The sequence below is a fragment of the Thalassococcus sp. genome (genome assembly GCF_982780845.1).
On record NZ_CEYADA010000005.1, the window covers coordinates 62789 to 78866 of the forward strand.

At 57.9% G+C, this 16078-nt stretch carries 17 protein-coding genes; 6 read left to right on the top strand and 11 right to left on the bottom strand.

Annotated features, from left to right (window positions below; all coding sequences use genetic code 11):
• Positions 1-38: 38 nt before the first annotated feature.
• The gene (locus AC4FIA_RS07185; protein WP_490365279.1) at positions 39-560 is read left to right on the top strand and encodes a helix-turn-helix transcriptional regulator; all 522 of its coding nucleotides are present in this window, start codon (positions 39-41) and stop codon (positions 558-560) included.
• A 2-nt stretch (positions 561-562) separates the two neighbouring features.
• On the opposite strand, the gene AC4FIA_RS07190 is transcribed toward AC4FIA_RS07185, so the two are convergent.
• The 5 genes from AC4FIA_RS07190 to AC4FIA_RS07210 all read right to left on the bottom strand — a co-directional run bounded on the left by AC4FIA_RS07190 (position 563) and on the right by AC4FIA_RS07210 (position 4582).
• On the bottom strand, positions 563-937 hold the full coding sequence (locus AC4FIA_RS07190; protein ID WP_103911116.1) for a DUF2237 family protein: 375 nt from the start codon (positions 935-937) through the stop codon (positions 563-565).
• Positions 938-940: 3 nt separating this feature from the next.
• Positions 941-1975 carry a DUF2332 domain-containing protein gene (locus AC4FIA_RS07195; protein ID WP_490365280.1) on the bottom strand — a complete coding sequence of 345 codons (1035 nt, stop codon included), beginning with the start codon at positions 1973-1975 and terminating at the stop codon, positions 941-943.
• On the bottom strand, positions 1972-2664 hold the full coding sequence (gene pth, locus AC4FIA_RS07200; protein WP_490365281.1) for an aminoacyl-tRNA hydrolase: 693 nt from the start codon (positions 2662-2664) through the stop codon (positions 1972-1974). The genes AC4FIA_RS07195 and pth overlap by 4 nt, the downstream gene beginning before the upstream one ends.
• Before the next feature lie 105 nt (positions 2665-2769).
• A complete protein-coding gene (locus AC4FIA_RS07205; protein WP_490365282.1) occupies positions 2770-3840 on the bottom strand; it encodes an aspartate-semialdehyde dehydrogenase in 1071 nt (356 codons plus the stop codon).
• Between the two features lie 265 nt (positions 3841-4105).
• The gene (locus tag AC4FIA_RS07210) at positions 4106-4582 is read right to left on the bottom strand and encodes a hypothetical protein (RefSeq protein ID WP_490365283.1); all 477 of its coding nucleotides are present in this window, start codon (positions 4580-4582) and stop codon (positions 4106-4108) included.
• A gap of 353 nt (positions 4583-4935) precedes the next feature.
• Here AC4FIA_RS07210 and AC4FIA_RS07215 point away from each other — a divergent pair, with 353 nt between their 5' ends.
• Together AC4FIA_RS07215 and AC4FIA_RS07220 are read left to right on the top strand one after the other, a co-directional pair.
• The gene (locus AC4FIA_RS07215) at positions 4936-5301 is read left to right on the top strand and encodes a DUF3307 domain-containing protein (RefSeq protein WP_490365284.1); all 366 of its coding nucleotides are present in this window, start codon (positions 4936-4938) and stop codon (positions 5299-5301) included.
• Positions 5302-5305: 4 nt separating this feature from the next.
• Positions 5306-5986 (top strand): cyclic nucleotide-binding domain-containing protein, encoded by a 681-nt coding sequence (locus tag AC4FIA_RS07220; RefSeq protein ID WP_490365285.1) that lies wholly within the window; start codon positions 5306-5308, stop codon positions 5984-5986.
• Between the two features lie 77 nt (positions 5987-6063).
• Here AC4FIA_RS07220 and AC4FIA_RS07225 read toward each other — a convergent pair whose 3' ends face one another.
• The gene (locus AC4FIA_RS07225; RefSeq protein WP_490365286.1) at positions 6064-6690 is read right to left on the bottom strand and encodes a 50S ribosomal protein L25/general stress protein Ctc; all 627 of its coding nucleotides are present in this window, start codon (positions 6688-6690) and stop codon (positions 6064-6066) included.
• Between the two features lie 140 nt (positions 6691-6830).
• Between AC4FIA_RS07225 and AC4FIA_RS07230 the strand changes: the two genes are divergently transcribed.
• On the top strand, positions 6831-7970 hold the full coding sequence (locus AC4FIA_RS07230) for an MFS transporter (protein ID WP_490365287.1): 1140 nt from the start codon (positions 6831-6833) through the stop codon (positions 7968-7970).
• A gap of 24 nt (positions 7971-7994) precedes the next feature.
• Here the strand turns inward: AC4FIA_RS07230 and AC4FIA_RS07235 are convergent, their stop codons facing one another.
• The 5 genes from AC4FIA_RS07235 to trpA form a co-directional block, all read right to left on the bottom strand.
• Positions 7995-9161 (bottom strand): alpha-hydroxy acid oxidase, encoded by a 1167-nt coding sequence (locus AC4FIA_RS07235; RefSeq protein WP_490365288.1) that lies wholly within the window; start codon positions 9159-9161, stop codon positions 7995-7997.
• 86 nt (positions 9162-9247) lie between these two features.
• On the bottom strand, positions 9248-10552 hold the full coding sequence (locus AC4FIA_RS07240) for an NAD(P)/FAD-dependent oxidoreductase (protein WP_490365289.1): 1305 nt from the start codon (positions 10550-10552) through the stop codon (positions 9248-9250).
• A gap of 98 nt (positions 10553-10650) precedes the next feature.
• Positions 10651-11898, bottom strand: a complete 1248-nt coding sequence (locus AC4FIA_RS07245) for a saccharopine dehydrogenase family protein (RefSeq protein WP_490365290.1) — start codon at positions 11896-11898, stop codon at positions 10651-10653.
• Positions 11899-11958: 60 nt separating this feature from the next.
• A complete protein-coding gene (locus AC4FIA_RS07250) occupies positions 11959-13053 on the bottom strand; it encodes a carboxynorspermidine decarboxylase (RefSeq protein WP_490365425.1) in 1095 nt (364 codons plus the stop codon).
• A gap of 104 nt (positions 13054-13157) precedes the next feature.
• Entirely contained in the window at positions 13158-13949 is a 792-nt protein-coding gene (gene trpA, locus AC4FIA_RS07255) for a tryptophan synthase subunit alpha (RefSeq protein ID WP_490365291.1), read from the bottom strand.
• 122 nt (positions 13950-14071) lie between these two features.
• Between trpA and AC4FIA_RS07260 the strand changes: the two genes are divergently transcribed.
• Entirely contained in the window at positions 14072-14980 is a 909-nt protein-coding gene (locus AC4FIA_RS07260; protein ID WP_490365292.1) for an NAD-dependent epimerase/dehydratase family protein, read from the top strand.
• A 224-nt stretch (positions 14981-15204) separates the two neighbouring features.
• The gene (locus AC4FIA_RS07265; protein WP_490365293.1) at positions 15205-16005 is read left to right on the top strand and encodes a hypothetical protein; all 801 of its coding nucleotides are present in this window, start codon (positions 15205-15207) and stop codon (positions 16003-16005) included.
• Positions 16006-16078 lie beyond the last annotated feature (73 nt).

The following is a 16078-nucleotide window of genomic DNA, read 5'->3' on the forward strand; positions in this document are numbered from 1 at the left end:
CGCGCATATCCCGCAACATGACTGGCGGGACTTAATATATGAAAGAGCGGTTGATCTTTTCCCTGCTTCTGGCGCTTCAGCTGATCTGTGCGTCGGTGTTTTTGTGGGAAATGCTATCGTCGCTTGTCGGATTTCCTTCGAAACCGATTTCCTGGGCGCTGTACGAAACCATCGAAATCCTCGCAGGAGTGGGCCTGATCCTCGGGGTTGTGATGACCGCTATCCTACTGCGTAGAAGCGCGCGGGCGCGGGACAAGGCTGAGGCATCACTGCGTCTGGCTTCCGGTGCATTCATGGATGTGCTGAACGAACGCTTTACCGAATGGGGTTTGACCCCTGCCGAACGGGACGTTGCGCTGTTTTCGATCAAAGGCCTGTCCACGACCGAAATCGCCGCCCTGCGCCAGACATCAGAGGGCACGGTCAAGGCGCAAACGAACGCCATCTACCGCAAGGCGGGCGTCAGTGGCCGACCACAGCTTTTGTCGCTGTTCATCGATGCGCTGATGGACGATCAGGTGGCGACGGCACCAGCCACCGTCACCGATGATGCGGCCTGACGTTAGCCGTTTAATCCGTATTTCTTGAGAATCTCGAAGGGCACGATTTCCAGTGCTTTCTGGTGCGTGGCCTCAAGGTTCACGCGTGGGGCGCAACCTTCGTCATGGGCTTGCAGAAAACGGCCCGCACACAGGCACCACTGATCCCCCGCGTTCAGGCCGGGGAAATTGAACTCGGGTCGCGGGGTCGACAGATCGTTGCCGACGTATTTCGAAAAGGCCAGAAACTCTGCTGTCATGATCGCACAGACGGTATGGCTGCCTTGATCAGCCATGCAGGTGTTGCAATGGCCGTCACGGTAGAAACCTGTCAGGGGATCATCAGAGCAAGACTTCAGGTCTTGGCCGAAAACATTCAGTGAAGCGTCTTTTTCCATATTTCAATCCAAGCGCGTCGGGCCGGTCCAGTCCACCCATCTTCCGTGAAAATCTGCGCGGCCCAATACGATTTCGCGCGCTTCTGGCCAAAGTGTCAGTGTCACCAGCGCACCTTTGCCCTGACCGTCGTTTTCCATGGAAATGCGGGCAAGGGGGCGGTCTGCGCCAAATGCGTTCATTGCTTTCATGGCGGTGGCCTTGGTCGCCTCGGGGAAATACTGCCACGCGACGGTATGATAGATCACTGCCATATGGTCGGGATCGGTGCGGGGCAGGGCATCAGTCAGCCAATCGCCCGCATCGCCTGCATCCGGTGTCAGGCCACTGCGACGTGCGGCCTCTAGGGCGGCTTGCGTGCGGGTTTTGCGGTCTTCCTGATCGGGCCAGATGTAGGACATCAGCCGCTCGCAGTCCTCGGGCTTTTCGGCCGAGATGGGCGTCAGATCGACGCCGCGCCGTGCTGCGATATCGACACTGGCGGGGGGGGGATGGTCGCCTGTCCACTCGGGTGTCAGGGTGAACAGCGGGTTTTGCGGGCCATACCGGACGGTGCCGGTGTCCACGGCGAACTGGTCGTTCAGCAGGTTCAGGCCAGCGCTTGCGCCCAGTTCCATGATCGACAGCGGTTTGCCCGCCCACGCGGCAATCAGGTGCAATGCGGGGATGATTACCGCAGACCGGCGGACTTCGTTGGTTTGCGGGGCAGAGGCGAGCAGAGGAATGATCTGGTCTGCCTTGTCGGTCAGCGCGGTTTCAACGATTGCCCACAGCGCCGCATCGTCCGTTTCGTGCGGCGGCCAATGGGGCGAAAGATCAGGATCGCCGCGCAGAACCAGCCGGTGCAACGCACCCGCCAGTCGCAGCGGCACGGAATCCGCCTGAATGGAGGGATCGCCTTTCCAGTTCAGGACATGCGCCCCAACAGGGGTATCGGTGGTCAGATGTTCGGCGCACAGCGTCATCAGACGTGCTGTAAAGGGCGAACCCAAAGCGGTGCAGGCGGTGGCCTGAGCGCGAAAGACGTCGAGCACTGTCATCTGAATTTATCCGCCAATTTTTGCAGCGGACTGCGTGTGTCTTCGACGGGTTCAGGAGCGGGTTCGGGGGCCGAGACAGGCTTCGGATCAGGCTTTTTCTTGGGCGTGGTGGAAGAACGCGGAGGAGCCGTCCGCAGTGCGACTTTGTTCATAAAACCGCCAGCATCGCCATCGGCCAGATCCGCCGCACCATCGGAAATGCCGCGCATCATGTCATCCAGCCAGTCCTGTTCGGCCTTGGCAAAATCGTGCAGCACATAGCCCGCAACCAATTCCTTGCGGCCCGGATGGCCGATGCCCAGACGTACGCGTTGGTAGCCTTCGCCGATATGTCCGTGAATGGAACGCAGACCATTGTGGCCCGCGTGTCCGCCACCCATTTTGACCTTCAAGCGCCCGGGCGCGAGGTCAAGTTCGTCGTGGAAAACACAGACGTCAGCGGGATCGATTTTGTAAAATCGCATCGCTTCGCCAACCGACTGGCCCGAGCGGTTCATGAATGTCATTGGCTTCAGAAGCAGAACCTTGTCAGAGCCCAGACGGCCCTCGGTCAGCTCACCCTGAAACTTGGATTTCCACGGGCCAAAGCCGTGGTCTTCGGCAATGCGATCAAGCGCCATGAAGCCGATATTATGACGGTTTCCAGCGTACTCTCGTCCCGGATTTCCCAGACCGACAAACAGTTTCATCGCAGCCCTCCATGGTTGCGCACCAGAAATAGGCGCAAGGCGGGGTATGCGCAACCAAGCGGGGCGCACATCCCCCGCTTGGCGCAACAGACAGATCCCGTGTGATCAGGCCGCGTTGGCCGAGATCAGTGTTTCAGCGATCTGTACCGCGTTCAGGGCCGCGCCCTTTAGCAACTGATCGCCGGACAGGAACATCGCGATTGTGCTGCCCGACGGATCGCCCAGATCGGTGCGGATGCGGCCGACCAGAACTTCGTCAATGCCAGTTGCGTCGCTGGGCATCGGGAAATAGTTCTTGGCGGCGTCATCCACCAGACGGACGCCCGGCGCATCTGCCAGACAGGCGCGGACCTGTTCAGGGCTGACATAGCCGTCAAAGCGGATCGACAGGGCGATGGAATGGGCGCGCAGCACCGGCACGCGCACGCAGGTCACGCCGATGGGCAGTTTCGGCATATGCAGGATGCGGCGTGTTTCGGCGATGACCTTCAGTTCCTCGCCGTTATAGCCGGTTTCTTCATCGATCTCAGCGTTGTGGCTGAACAGGTTGAAGGCATAGGGGTGGGGCAGAACCTTTTGCTCAAAGGGTTCGTTTGCCAGATGCGCCTGAGTGGCGGCGCGGAGTTCTTCCATCGCGGCGGCACCTGCGCCCGAGGCGGATTGGTATGTCACCATGTTCAGGCGGGACACAGTCCAGCACTGGGCCAGAGGGGCAAGGGCCACAGTTGCGATGGCCGCCACACAGTTGGGGTTCGCAATGATGCCCGCGTGGGGCGCAAGGGCGTTGGCGTTGGCTTCGGGCACGACCAGCGGCACGGTGGAATCCATGCGGTAGGCCGAGGAATTGTCGATCACGACAGCGCCCGCGCGCACGGCCAGCGGCGCATATTTGCGCGACAGGGTCGCACCGGCCGAAAAAAAGACGATGTCGCAGCCGTTGAAACTGTCTTCGGTCAGTTCTTCGACCGGAAGGGATGTGTCGCGGAAGGACATCAGTTGGCCAGCAGAGCGGGCCGAAGCCAGCAGGCGCAGTTCGCCGACGGGCAGCTTGCGGTTTTCAAGGCAGCGGATCAGTTCGCGGCCCACAGCGCCAGTTGCGCCGACCACGGCCACAACCAGCGCATTGTCTTGGTAGGGATCAGAGTCCTCGGAATTCAGGGATACATGTGCGTTCATTGGTCTTCTCTCTGGTTTTGTCGGAGAGGACGGGAACGCTGATCATCAGAGCCCCGTCCGCTTCCGGCGGGGCTGTCTGTTTGTCAGTCTCAGATGGTAGACAACATGACAACAGCCCCCGCCGGAGCGGTGGTCTTAGTCGCCATAATTGTTGTCATCATCATCGTCATGGTCGAGCGCTTAGCAAAGGACAGGGGGATATGGCAAATCTTTTTTGATCGCTCGTGCGATCAACGCGGAAAGTGTGGCCGATGGCTCTGGCGGTCTAGCCGCCGAAGAGCCCGCCAAAAATGTCGCCAAAGGTTTCGCTGAGCGATGCCATGATTCCGAAAATGATCACAACGCCTGCGATCACCATGATCGTCCATGTGAACAGCTGGAACCCGATGGCCAGCCCGCCAAGGGCAATGCCCGAAAAGGCAACCTGTCCCCGTTCACGGCGCATGAAGGATGCGATGCCAAGTATGAACGCAACCGCGGCAAGCACACCAACCAGAACCTGCAAGTAGTCGTCGATGTTCTTTTCCGGTGCCACCGGTGCCGGTTGGGGCTGTCCGGCCACCGATCGCGCGGCGGCCTTGGCGATATCAGCGGCCAGTTCGCCCAATCTGACATCCACGCTTTGCTGGGGTGCAAAGGGGCCGGCCCAGAAGATTGCTATCGTCAGAACAAGCGCGCAGGCCCCTGTGGCAAATCCCATCCAGCCAACAGTCGCCGTCTGTGGTCGTGCAACATCTGTCATGGCGTGTGTTCCCTTTGGTGGTGCCTGAAAAGGCCGGATGCAACGAAAGTGGACACAACTTATTGGCTAGATGTCAATCATTTTGGCTGAAGTATCGCGTTTCAAAATACAACCCATAGACGTGAGTAACCGCACAGAGTTTCGGGTGGTGACATTCTAGGATTCTCAGGCTGCAAACATTTGGCCTGAACGGCTCGATCGAAACTTAAACCTCGACAGGCGCGGGGAATAAGGGGTTAGATCAAGATGTTCAGGGGAAGAGGGGCTAATTTGACCAACCTATTGATCCGCGTGTTTCGACCCTTTTCCGCTTCGAAATCGCACGTGACATTTTTAAGAGTTGACGGTTTCTGATGGCGATTATCTTGTGTCTCTTGCTGTTGCAGCTGAAACATTTTCTGGCTGACTTCTGCTTCCAAACGCCCGCCATGCTTGGCGCGAAAGGCCAGTACGGGGCTATTGGCGGGGTTTTACATGCCGTGTTGCACGGGATCGGGACAACCATCGCGCTTTTGTTTTTCGCACCTGTTCCTATCGCTTTGGCGTTCGGGGCGGGGGATGCCATCGTTCACTACCATATCGACTGGGCCAAGGTCCGGTTTCAGGGGAATGCCAAACCACATGACCATATTTTCTGGGTACAGCTCGGGTTCGATCAGTTTCTTCACCAGCTCACCATGCTGGGCATCGTCTATCTTGTCTTTGTGATGCTGGCTTGAGTGTATGTCATCTTTACTCGCCATTGATCCGGCCCTGTTTGCGCGTGCCGCGTTGGTCTTTTACGTGGCGGGCCTGCTGGTGCGCGACGGGCTTTGGCTGCGTGTTCTGCTGCTGTTCGGAACAGCCTTTTACATCCTCTATTACTTCACCGTCGGTGACACGCCGCTTTGGGATGCGATCTTTGCCAGCCTAATGATCGGGGCCGCGAATTTGGTGACCTTAATCCGTATTCTGGTCGAGCGGACGACGTTGGGCATGACGGCAGAGCGTAAGGCGCTGTTTGCGCATTTCCCCACCATGACGCCCGGCCAGTTCCGCAAGGTGATGCGCGCAGGGCAGGTCAGGAAAGTCGATCAGCCCGAACAGCTGGTGTCTCAGGGCGCCGTGCCAACGTCGCTGTATTACGTGCTGGAGGGGCCTGTATTTCTGGAGCGCGACAATCAACGGATCAAAATGCAGTCGAACGTTTTCATCGGCGAGATTTCGTTCATTCAAGGCAAAGCGAGCGAGGCCACCGCCACCGTTGATCTGGGTCAAGGGGCGCGGTTCATCGAATGGGATCGTAAACGCCTTTATAAAATCCTTGAACGGTCACAGCCCCTGTCCAACGCGCTGACCGCGCTGTTCAATCGGGATATGAGCTCTAAGCTGACCCAAAGCTTTCCTTCCCCCGACAGGGGATGACACCGCATTCGGACGCCCCCAAAAGAAAAAGCCCCGCTGGATCAGCGGGGCTTTTCTGTAAGTCGTGCGACAGAAGATTATTCTTCTGCTGCAACCTCTTCTTCGCCTTCGGCTTCGTTTTCTGCGGAAACCAGACCGGACGGTGCGGAAACGTTGCAGATAACAAAGTCACGGTCGATTGTCGGCTTTGCGCCTTCAGGCAGTGTCACCTGAGAGATTGTCAGTGTGTCGCCGATGGCCATGCCAGAGACGTCTACTTCGATCTTCTCGGGGATGTCGCCGGCTGTAACAACCAGTTCGATCTCGGGGCGAACAACAGTCAGAACGCCGCCGCGCTTGATGCCGGGCGATGTTTCTTCGCCAACAAACTCAACCGGGATGTACAGGTTGATTTTTGTTGTGCGGCGCAGACGCATGAAATCAACGTGTGTCGGCAGATCTTTTACGATGTGACGCTGAACGTCACGGCAGATCACGCGCACGTCTTCGTGGCCGTCAACCTTGAGGTTGAACAGGGTCGACTTAAAGCGACCGGCCTTCAGGCGTTTCAGCAGGGCGTTGAAGGGGATGTTGATCGGAAGCGGGTCCGCGTCACCACCAAAAACGATGCCAGGAACCAAGCCGTCGCGACGTGCTTGACGAGCGGCGCCCTTGCCTGTCCCCGTACGTTCCTGGGCGTGAAGATCAGGAATTTCTCCAGCCATGATGTATTCTCCATATCATAGGGCAGGGTGCCTCCAAGGCTGTCACCCCGCATGAAGCCCGCGCGATAGACTGGATTCCCCCGATTGGCAAGAAGATTCACCCACTGGACGGGGAAGTTTCCCCGTGGCACGTCGGATTCATGATAAACGATCTGCATATCAGCCGCGGACCAGCTGCCGCTTTCATCGCGATGGGCCTCTTCTGGGGCGCTTTCGCAGCCTTGGTGCCTGACATCAAGGGCAATGCCGGATTGTCCGACGGGCATTTCGGTGTGGTCATGCTGATTTCGTCGCTTGGGGCGATGTTGTCGATGTGGCTGGCCCCTTGGGCGGATATGCGTTTGGGGCGCATGGCGCTGCCTGTTGTCACGGCTTTTGTGGCGTTATTCGCGGTCTTGCCGGGGGTGGGCTGGAACGGCGTCACGCTGGCGGCGGGCATGATCCTTGTCGCGGTGGCGATGGGCACGATGGACGTGGTGATGAACGCCCGCGTATCGGCGTTCGAGGCCGAAAGCGGTCGGTCTTTGATGAACCTGAACCATGGGCTTTATTCCATGGCATACGCGCTGTCCGCCGTTGTCACGGGGCTGGCCCGCAGCGCAGGGTGGGGGCCGTTCGGCGTTCTGGCCTGCGTGTCGGTCCTGACCTTTGTTTTTGCCGTCTTGATCGCCTTCAGCCCTGTGCCGAAACCCGTCGCGGACGAAGAGCATTCCGACACGACCCTGCCATGGGCCTTGATCGTGCCTGCAGGCGTGATCGTTCTGCTGGCTTTCCTGTCCGAACAAGCGACCGAGGGCTGGTCGGCGCTGCATCTGGAACGTGCGCATAACGCGAGCCCCGCGCAAAGCGCGTTGGGTCCTGCGTTGTTGGGGCTGACCATGGGGATCGGGCGTTTGTCCGGTCAGGTCGTGGCGCAGCACATGTCTGAGCGCGTGGTCATCACATGGGGAGCGGCGGTAGCAGCCGTAGGGGCCATTATCGCGGCCTATGCGCCCAGTCTGGCATTGGCCTATATCGGCTTTGCGTTGCTGGGGACCGGTCTGTCGGTGACTGTGCCGATGTCATTCGCGTGGGTTGGTAAGCATCTGCCTGCCAGACAGCGCGCCTACGGCATCTCGCGTCTGTCGGTGATCGGCTATGCGGGGTTCTTTATGGGACCGCCCATTATGGGTTTCGTGTCCGAGGCTGCGGGACTGTCCGCGTCTTTCACCGTCATCGCCGTGTTGATGGTCATCGTGCCGGTGGTTCTGATGCCGTTGACGGCACGAAACGCGCGCTGAGCGGACCCAGCGCGCGAAGATTGATCAAGCGTCCCAGCCGTCGGAAAAGCCCTTGGGGACGTACAGGATATCGCGGTCGACCTTGGTCACATCGCGGCGGCCACACAGCGCCATGGATGTGTCCAGTTCCTTGTGGATGATCTCAAGCGCTTTGGTCACGCCTTCCTGGCCCATCGCGCCCAGACCATAGACATAGGCGCGACCAATCCATGTGCCTTTCGCACCCATGGCAAGAGCCTTCAGCACGTCCTGACCCGAGCGGATGCCGCTGTCGAGATGCACTTCGATCTTGTCGCCAACGGCGTCCATGATCGGTTCCAGCGCCTTGATCGACGAAATTGCGCCGTCCAGTTGGCGGCCACCGTGGTTCGACACAACGATTGCATCCGCGCCCACATTGCAGGCCTCCAGCGCGTCGCGCGGGTCGATGATGCCTTTTATAATCAGCGGGCCGTCCCACATTTTGCGGAACTCGCGGATACGATCCCAGTCCAGCGACTGGTCAAACGCCTGCGCGGTCCACGACGACAGCGAAGACGGATCGGTCACACCGCTGGCATGGCCCACGATGTTGCCAAAGAAGCGACGTTTGGTTTGCAACATGCCCAGACCCCAGCGGACCTTGGTCATCATGTTGGCGACGGATTTCGGCGTCAGTTTGGGCGGAGCGGACAGGCCGTTTTTCAGGTCTTTGTGACGCTGGCCCAAAAGCTGAAGGTCAACGGTGATCACCGCCGCCGAACATTTTGCATCCTTCGCGCGGTCGAACAGACGCTGCATGAAGTCGTCGTCTTTCAGCGTGTAGACCTGCATCCAAAACGGGGCCGAGGTGTTTTCTGCCACATCCTCGATCGAACAGATCGACATGGTGGATAGGCAGTAGGGTACGCCGAAATCTGCCGCCGCTTGGGCCGCTTTGATTTCACCGTCAAAGTGCTGCATGCCGGTCAGTCCGACGGGGGCCAAGGCCACAGGCATCGATACATCCTGACCGATCAACTGGCTTTTGGTCGACCGGTTGTCCATGTCCACAGCTACGCGTTGGCGCAGGTAGATCTCGTCAAAGTCCGAGGTGTTTTCGCGGAAGGTCTGTTCGGTCCAACTGCCGCTTTCGGCATAGTCGTAAAACATCTTGGGAACGCGCGCCTGATACATGCGGCGCAGGTCTTCGATATTTGTGATTACGGCCATCGGTCTCTCCCATCCCTTCGACGGGTTAGGCGTAGCCGCAGGACCGGCGCAGTGCAATAACCAGTAGTTGGTATACCGAACAGGTTTCAGTGCAATTTCAGGCGCGGTTTGAAAGCGCGGCTGAAAAATGACGTGATGATCTGGACTGTGCCACGGAAAGGCCCGTGCACCTGTAGGATGTGCATCCGGTAAAGCGACTGATAGGCCAGCCGCGCGACGCGCCCCTCAATCGCCAGTTTGCCGCCAACCAGATTGCCCATCAGGCTGCCCACCGTGGCAAAGTGCGATAGCGACACAAGCGATCCGTGGTCTTTGTATTCGAACTGCGGGGCGGGTTTGCCTGCCTCAAGCGCGGTGATCGCGCGGGCAACATGGTCAGCCATCTGATGCGCCGACTGCGCGCGGGGTGGTACAGGGCGCTGTTCACCAGGCAGAACACAATGGGCGCAGTCGCCGATGGCAAATATCTTCGGGTCCGTTACGGTTTGCAGGGTGGGTTCGGTCACGAACTTATCCAGATTGGAAAGCTCCAGATCGGACAGTGACGGCACATCCGGTTCACCCCTGACTCCAGCGGCCCAAAGCACCATGCGGGCGGGGATAAACCCGTCATTGGCAGTTTCTACACCATCCTTGCGCACCTCGGTGACGCGGGTTCCGGTGTGAAGCTTCACACCCAGATCGGTCAGTTCATCACTGACCTTTTGCACCAGCTTTTCATCCAGCGCAGGCAGCAGGCGGGGGCCAGCCTCAATCAGATGCAGGCGCAGGGCGTCGGCGTCAAAGTTGGTCAGGCCGTAAGACCGCAGGGCACGGGCGGATTGTTCCAGTTCCGCCGACAGCTCAACCCCCGTCGCGCCGCCGCCCACGATGGCGATGTCGACGGTCGCGTCGGTTTCGCCACGCTGACGACGGTCATTCACACGCAGGCATTCGTTCAACAGCTTTTTGCGGAACTCATCGGCCTGCGCACGGTGTTCCAGAAACAGGGCATGTTCGCGGACGCCGGGTGTGCCGAAATCGTTGGACACGCCGCCGAAGGCCAGCACGAGGTAATCGTAGTCCAGCGTCTGGGCGTCCAGAATAACCTCGCCCTCATCATCCAGCAGGGGACGTGTCGTGATGGTCTGCGCGGCGCGGTCGATCCGGTCTAACTCGCCTTGGTAGAAACGGTATCCCCAGCGCGCGGCGTGGCCACCGTAGCCGACCTCTTCAAGGTTCGGATCAAGCGCGCCTGCGGCGACTTCGTGTAACAATGGTTTCCAGAAATGTGTGCGGTTGCGGTCGACCAAGGTGACAATGTGGTCTTTGTTGCGGGCAAGTTTGCGGGCCAATCCCAGACCTGCGGCACCACCGCCGATAATCACGATATGAGTTTTGCTGTTGGGCATAATAGGCCCTCCGACTAAGCGATCACTGTCTAGCTGAGTCGTGGGGCGTCGTCACGCGTAAAGCGTGTGGCTGCCCCTGTGCGGGGCAGCCGGTAGGCTTATTCGTTCCAGGCTTTGTCTTCGCCGCCGATGCCACCAACCTGAACGCGGGTCGGCAGACCGATTTTGTCGAGGATGGTGAAGAACGGTTTCGGGTCCAGCTCTTCGACGTTTTTCATCGTCTTGGCATCCCATTCACCTGTCGCGACCAGCATCGCTGCAGCCACGGGCGGAACGCCAGCGGTGTAGGAAATACCCTGCGAGCCGACCTCGTTATAGGCCTCTTTGTGGTCCGCCACGTTGTAGACGAAGACCTCGGTTTCCTTGCCGTCCTTGATGCCTTTGACCAGATCGCCGATGCAGGTTTTGCCGGTGTAGTTCGGCGCAAGGCTGGCGGGGTCGGGCAGAACGGCTTTGACCACTTTCAGCGGCACGACCTCTAGGCCCTCGGCTGTGGTCACGGGCTGTTCGGACAACAGTCCCAGCGACTTCAGAACCGTGAAGACGTTGATGTAGTGATCGCCGAAACCCATCCAGAAACGGACATCCGCGTGGGGGTAGTTCGTTGCCAGCGAATGCACTTCGTCATGGCCGGACATATAGGATTGCGACGGGCCGACAACGGGCAGATCCCAGACCTGACCGACCTCGAACATCTTGTTTTCTTTCCACTCGCCTTCCTGCCACGAATAGACCGTGCCAGTGAATTCGCGGAAGTTGATCTCGGGGTCGAAGTTGGTGGCAAAGTATTTCCCGTGGTTGCCCGCGTTGATGTCGATGATGTCGATGGATTTGACCTCGTCCATATACTCATCAATCGCGAAACGCGCGAAGGCGTTTACCACGCCCGGGTCAAAGCCCGCGCCAAGGATCGCTGTTACGCCTTTTTCAGCGCACAGATCGCGTTTCTTCCATTCGTAGTTGGCATACCACGGCGGTGTTTCGCAAATCTTGTCGGGTTCTTCGTGAATGGCTGTGTCGATGTAGGCCGCACCGGTTTCGATGCAGGCATCCATGACGGACATGTTCACAAAAGCAGTGCCCACGTTGATCACGATCTGGACGCCGGTCTTGTTGATCAGCGCGACCAAGGCCGGAACGTCCAGCGCGTTGACCTCATGCGCTTCAAGAACGCCCTCTTGCTTCATCGCGCCTTTTTCGCGGACCGACTCAAGGATCGCTTCACATTTATCAAGCGTCCGGCTGGCGATATGGATATCCCCAAGCACATCGTTGTTTTGCGCACATTTATGCGCCACGACCTGAGCGACGCCACCTGCGCCGATGATGAGAACGTTCTGTTTCAACTCTCAAGACCCCCTTTGGTGTCAGGTTTCCCAATTGCGCCCAGTGCGGGACGCGCGCATTCACGACAGGGCTGCCGAGAAATCCTCATACCCGAAATCACGGACCAGACGTTCGGTGCCGTCCAGTTCACGGATCGCGATAGCGGGCATCTTCACGCCGTTAAACCAGTTCTTTTTGACCATTGTGTAACCAGCAGCGTCTTGCATGGACAAACGGTCACCGGCCTTGATTGGTTCCGGAAAACGGAATTCGCCAAAGATATCACCGGCCAGACAGGACTTGCCGCAGATCATCCATTCTTCCGGTCCTTCGTTGGGGACCATCTTGGCGCTTTCGCGGTAAATCAGCAAATCCAGCATATGCGCTTCGATGGAACTGTCCACGATCGCAAGGTTTTTGCCGTTATGCAGCGTGTCCAGAACCGTGACTTCCAGCGTGGTCGATTTGGTGATCGCGGCCTCGCCGGGTTCGAGATAAACCTGCACCTCGTTTTCGCCCGCAAAGCGTTTCAGGCGTTCGGCCAGCTTGTCGATTGGGTATCCTTCGCCGGTGAAATGGATGCCACCACCAAGGCTGATCCATTTCATCTGCCGGATCAGATGACCAAAGCGCTGCTCGATTGAACCCAGCATTGCGTCGAACCGGTCGAAATCATCGTTCTCACAGTTGTTGTGGAACATAAAGCCGCTGACCAGATCAAGCACGGGTTCGATATCTTCGGGCGCGTGTTCGCCCAAGCGCGAAAACGGGCGGGCGGGATCGGCCAGATCGAATTCGGACGTGGACACACCGGGGTTCACACGCAGGCCACGGGTGTGGCTGCGCGATACCTCTTCGAACCGGCGCAACTGGTTGGCCGTGTTGAAGATGATCTTGTCCGAGTGCGCGAGCGTTTCTTCGATCTCGTGATCGGCCCATGCGACAGAATAAGCGTGCGTTTCACCGGGAAACTTTTCGCGGCCCAGTTTGACCTCGAACAGCGACGACGAAGTGGTGCCGTCCATATATTCGCTCATCATGTCGAAGACCGACCATGTGGCAAAACATTTCAAAGCCAAAAGCGCTTTGGCGCCCGACTGCTCACGCAGCCACGCGATCTTTTCCATGTTGGGAAGCAGCCGCGACTTGTCGATAAGGTAATACGGCGTCTGGATCATTCCGGTGCCCTGCCTATGAGAATCCGAAAGGTTGAACGCGCCAAGTAGGGCGATTCACCCTTTGGGGCAAGAAAAAGCATGGATCAGGTCGGTCGCAGCCCTTAGGCGCGGTGCGCACCATCCGCCAGCGTTTTGACGTAAGCCGCGATATCTTCGACCGACTGGCCTTCTGCGATCTTGTTTACGATGGCAGAACCGACAACCGTGCCATCCGCGATGGCGGCGATTTCTTCGGCCTTTTCAGGTGTTTTCACGCCAAAGCCTACAATGATCGGCAGGTCTGTCTGGGATTTGATGCGTGCCACTTCGGGGGCCACATCAGCGCCCGAAGCCTCAGCCGCACCGGTGATACCGGTGATCGACACGTAGTAGACAAAACCGGAGGTGTTCTGCAGAACCTTTGGCAGACGTTGATCATCTGTGGTCGGGGTGGCCAGACGGATAAAGTTCAGACCGGCCTTTTGTGCCGGAATGCACAGCTCTTCGTCTTCTTCGGGCGGCAGATCGACGATGATCAGACCGTCGATGCCAGCCTCTTTCGCCTGCACCAGAAACTTGTCTACGCCACGGCTGTAGATCGGGTTGTAGTAGCCCATCAGAACAATCGGGGTCGTGTCATCTTCTTCACGGAAGGCACGTGCAATTCCCAGCGTCTTGTCCAGCGTCATGTGCTGGTCCAGCGCGCGCTGACCGGCCAACTGAATGGTCGGGCCGTCGGCCATCGGATCGGTAAAGGGCAGGCCCAGTTCGATGATGTCCACGCCAGCGCCGGGAAGCGCCTTAACGATTTCCAGCGATTTCGCCTCGTTCGGATCGCCCGCCATTACGTAGGCTACAAAAGCCTTACGGTTCTCAGCCTTCAGCGCGGCGAATTTTGCGTCGATGCGAGTCATGGGCGTCCCTTCCTGTGTTCAGCTTCCCCAACTGCCTGACGGGGGCAGGAAAATCAATGCCACTCTTTTCATTCCTGTGCGCTATGTGTTTGTGTCGCGGAATATGAACCACGGAGGAAGACATGCGTATTTTGTTCACAGGCGGTAGCGGCAAAGCGGGACGGCACGTTCTGCCCTATCTGGTCGCGCAGGGCCATCACGTGGTGAACGCCGATCTGGTCCCGCTTGAGGCCGAGGGCGTGGATAACCTGATCGTGGATCTGACGGACAGCGGACAGGTGTTCAACGCCCTGACCAGCTATGCCAATTTCGATGAACTGGAGCCGGGCACCGGCGTGCCCAAGTTCGACGCGGTCGTCCATTTCGCCGCTGTGCCGCGCATCCTGATCAAGCCGGATAATGAAACCTACCGCACCAACGTCATGTCGACGTACAACGTGATCGAAGCGGCGGTGAAGCTGGGTATCAAGAAGATCATCTATGCCTCGTCCGAGACGACCTATGGCATCTGTTTCTATGATGGCGAGCTGAAGCCTGACTACATCCCTGTGGACGAAGACCACCCGACGATCCCGCAGGACAGCTATGCCATGTCCAAAGTCGTGAACGAGGCCACAGGCCGCAGCTTTCAGGCGCGCAGCGGGTATGACATCTACGGGCTGCGCATCAACAACGTGATCGAACCGCACGAATACGCCGAAAACTTCCCCGCTTTCGTCGAAAACCCTGACCTGCGCCGTCGCAACATCTTTGCCTACATCGATGCGCGCGATTTGGGGCACATGGTGGATTGCTGCCTGAAAACCGACGGTCTGGGGCACGAGGTGTTTAACGTCGCCAACCCCGATATGTCCGTGTCGATCCCGATCGACGAGGTCCGCGCACGCTATTACGAAGGCGTCGAACTGCGTCGCCCCATGGCGCAGGACGAAACGGTTTATTCTATCGAGAAAGCCCAACGCCTGCTCGGCTTCGCGCCGAAACACACATGGCGTGAGGAATTAGGATTGCCTGCGGCTGTTTTAGGATAGGGGCGGGCAACAGGCCTCTGCCTTCTTCGGGAGGCAGGGGATATTCTAGGTGCTATCCCCGTTTATCCGCCCCAGTTTTTGTCGGTCCTGTGGGCGCGGAGTTTGCCGAACGGGTATTGATGGATCACATCTTCTTCGGTCTGTTTTGCATCTGACTAAATCCTCGATTTCTCTACGCAAATTCTAAAGAAACATTGATATAAAGCGGCCAGAGCGATGGGTGGATGGCAACAGTGAATGTACAGAATTACTATTTGATCAGACAAACCGACGCTGGGTCTGCATCCGACGGAAGACATGTGTTCGACTTGCCCCCCGTGCAGCTTTTGGATGGCGATCACCGATCACCGTTTGTGCGGCACCTTTCGCAATCCGGATACAGCGGGCAACCCGTTTTCATCAAATATGTAAAGGCCCCGAACCCGGAGCCGCAGGACGTCGATCTTTGCCGTGGGGTTGGGCTTGTCGAACATATTTGCGATCCGGAAGACCATTTTATGGCGCTGTCCAAAAAGCATTTCACTCGGTTTGAGAAAGAACTGGATGGCTCTTTCGAAGAATTGCACCTGGTAAACTTATATCGTTACCCGGGTAAACGTTCCGGAAAAATCAAACCGAGTGACTATAGGATCGGAACAATAAAATGGCGCGATACCATTGTTGATTGGTGCGATTTTTCCAATTCAACTTTTGACTTGGTGGACACTACGGATTTCCACCGGCACGGCACCAGAGCTATGAGAGGTGAAACTGAGTACGGTACGCTTTATCCGTTGGTGAAGACTGACTGTCGCTTTGAAAATCTGAACGATTTCAAGGATAAGTCACGAACAGCAGTCGGGAATTTTCGCTGCTATGTGCCAAGAAGGTTGTCATTGAAACCTGTGGAACTTCCGGCTCTTTTTAAGTTCGATTCAAGACAGACCCTTGTTCGTGAAGACATTGCTGAAGAGCTTCGAAAATACCGGAAGCCCGGATCACTTTGCCCCTATCCCCCTATCCCGATCATTCGGTCAGCCGCCTAAGCCGCGCATTAGTCAGAGCCCATATGGCAAATGCCAAAGCACGTGCGCTTTTGGATGGCCAGACAACTATGAA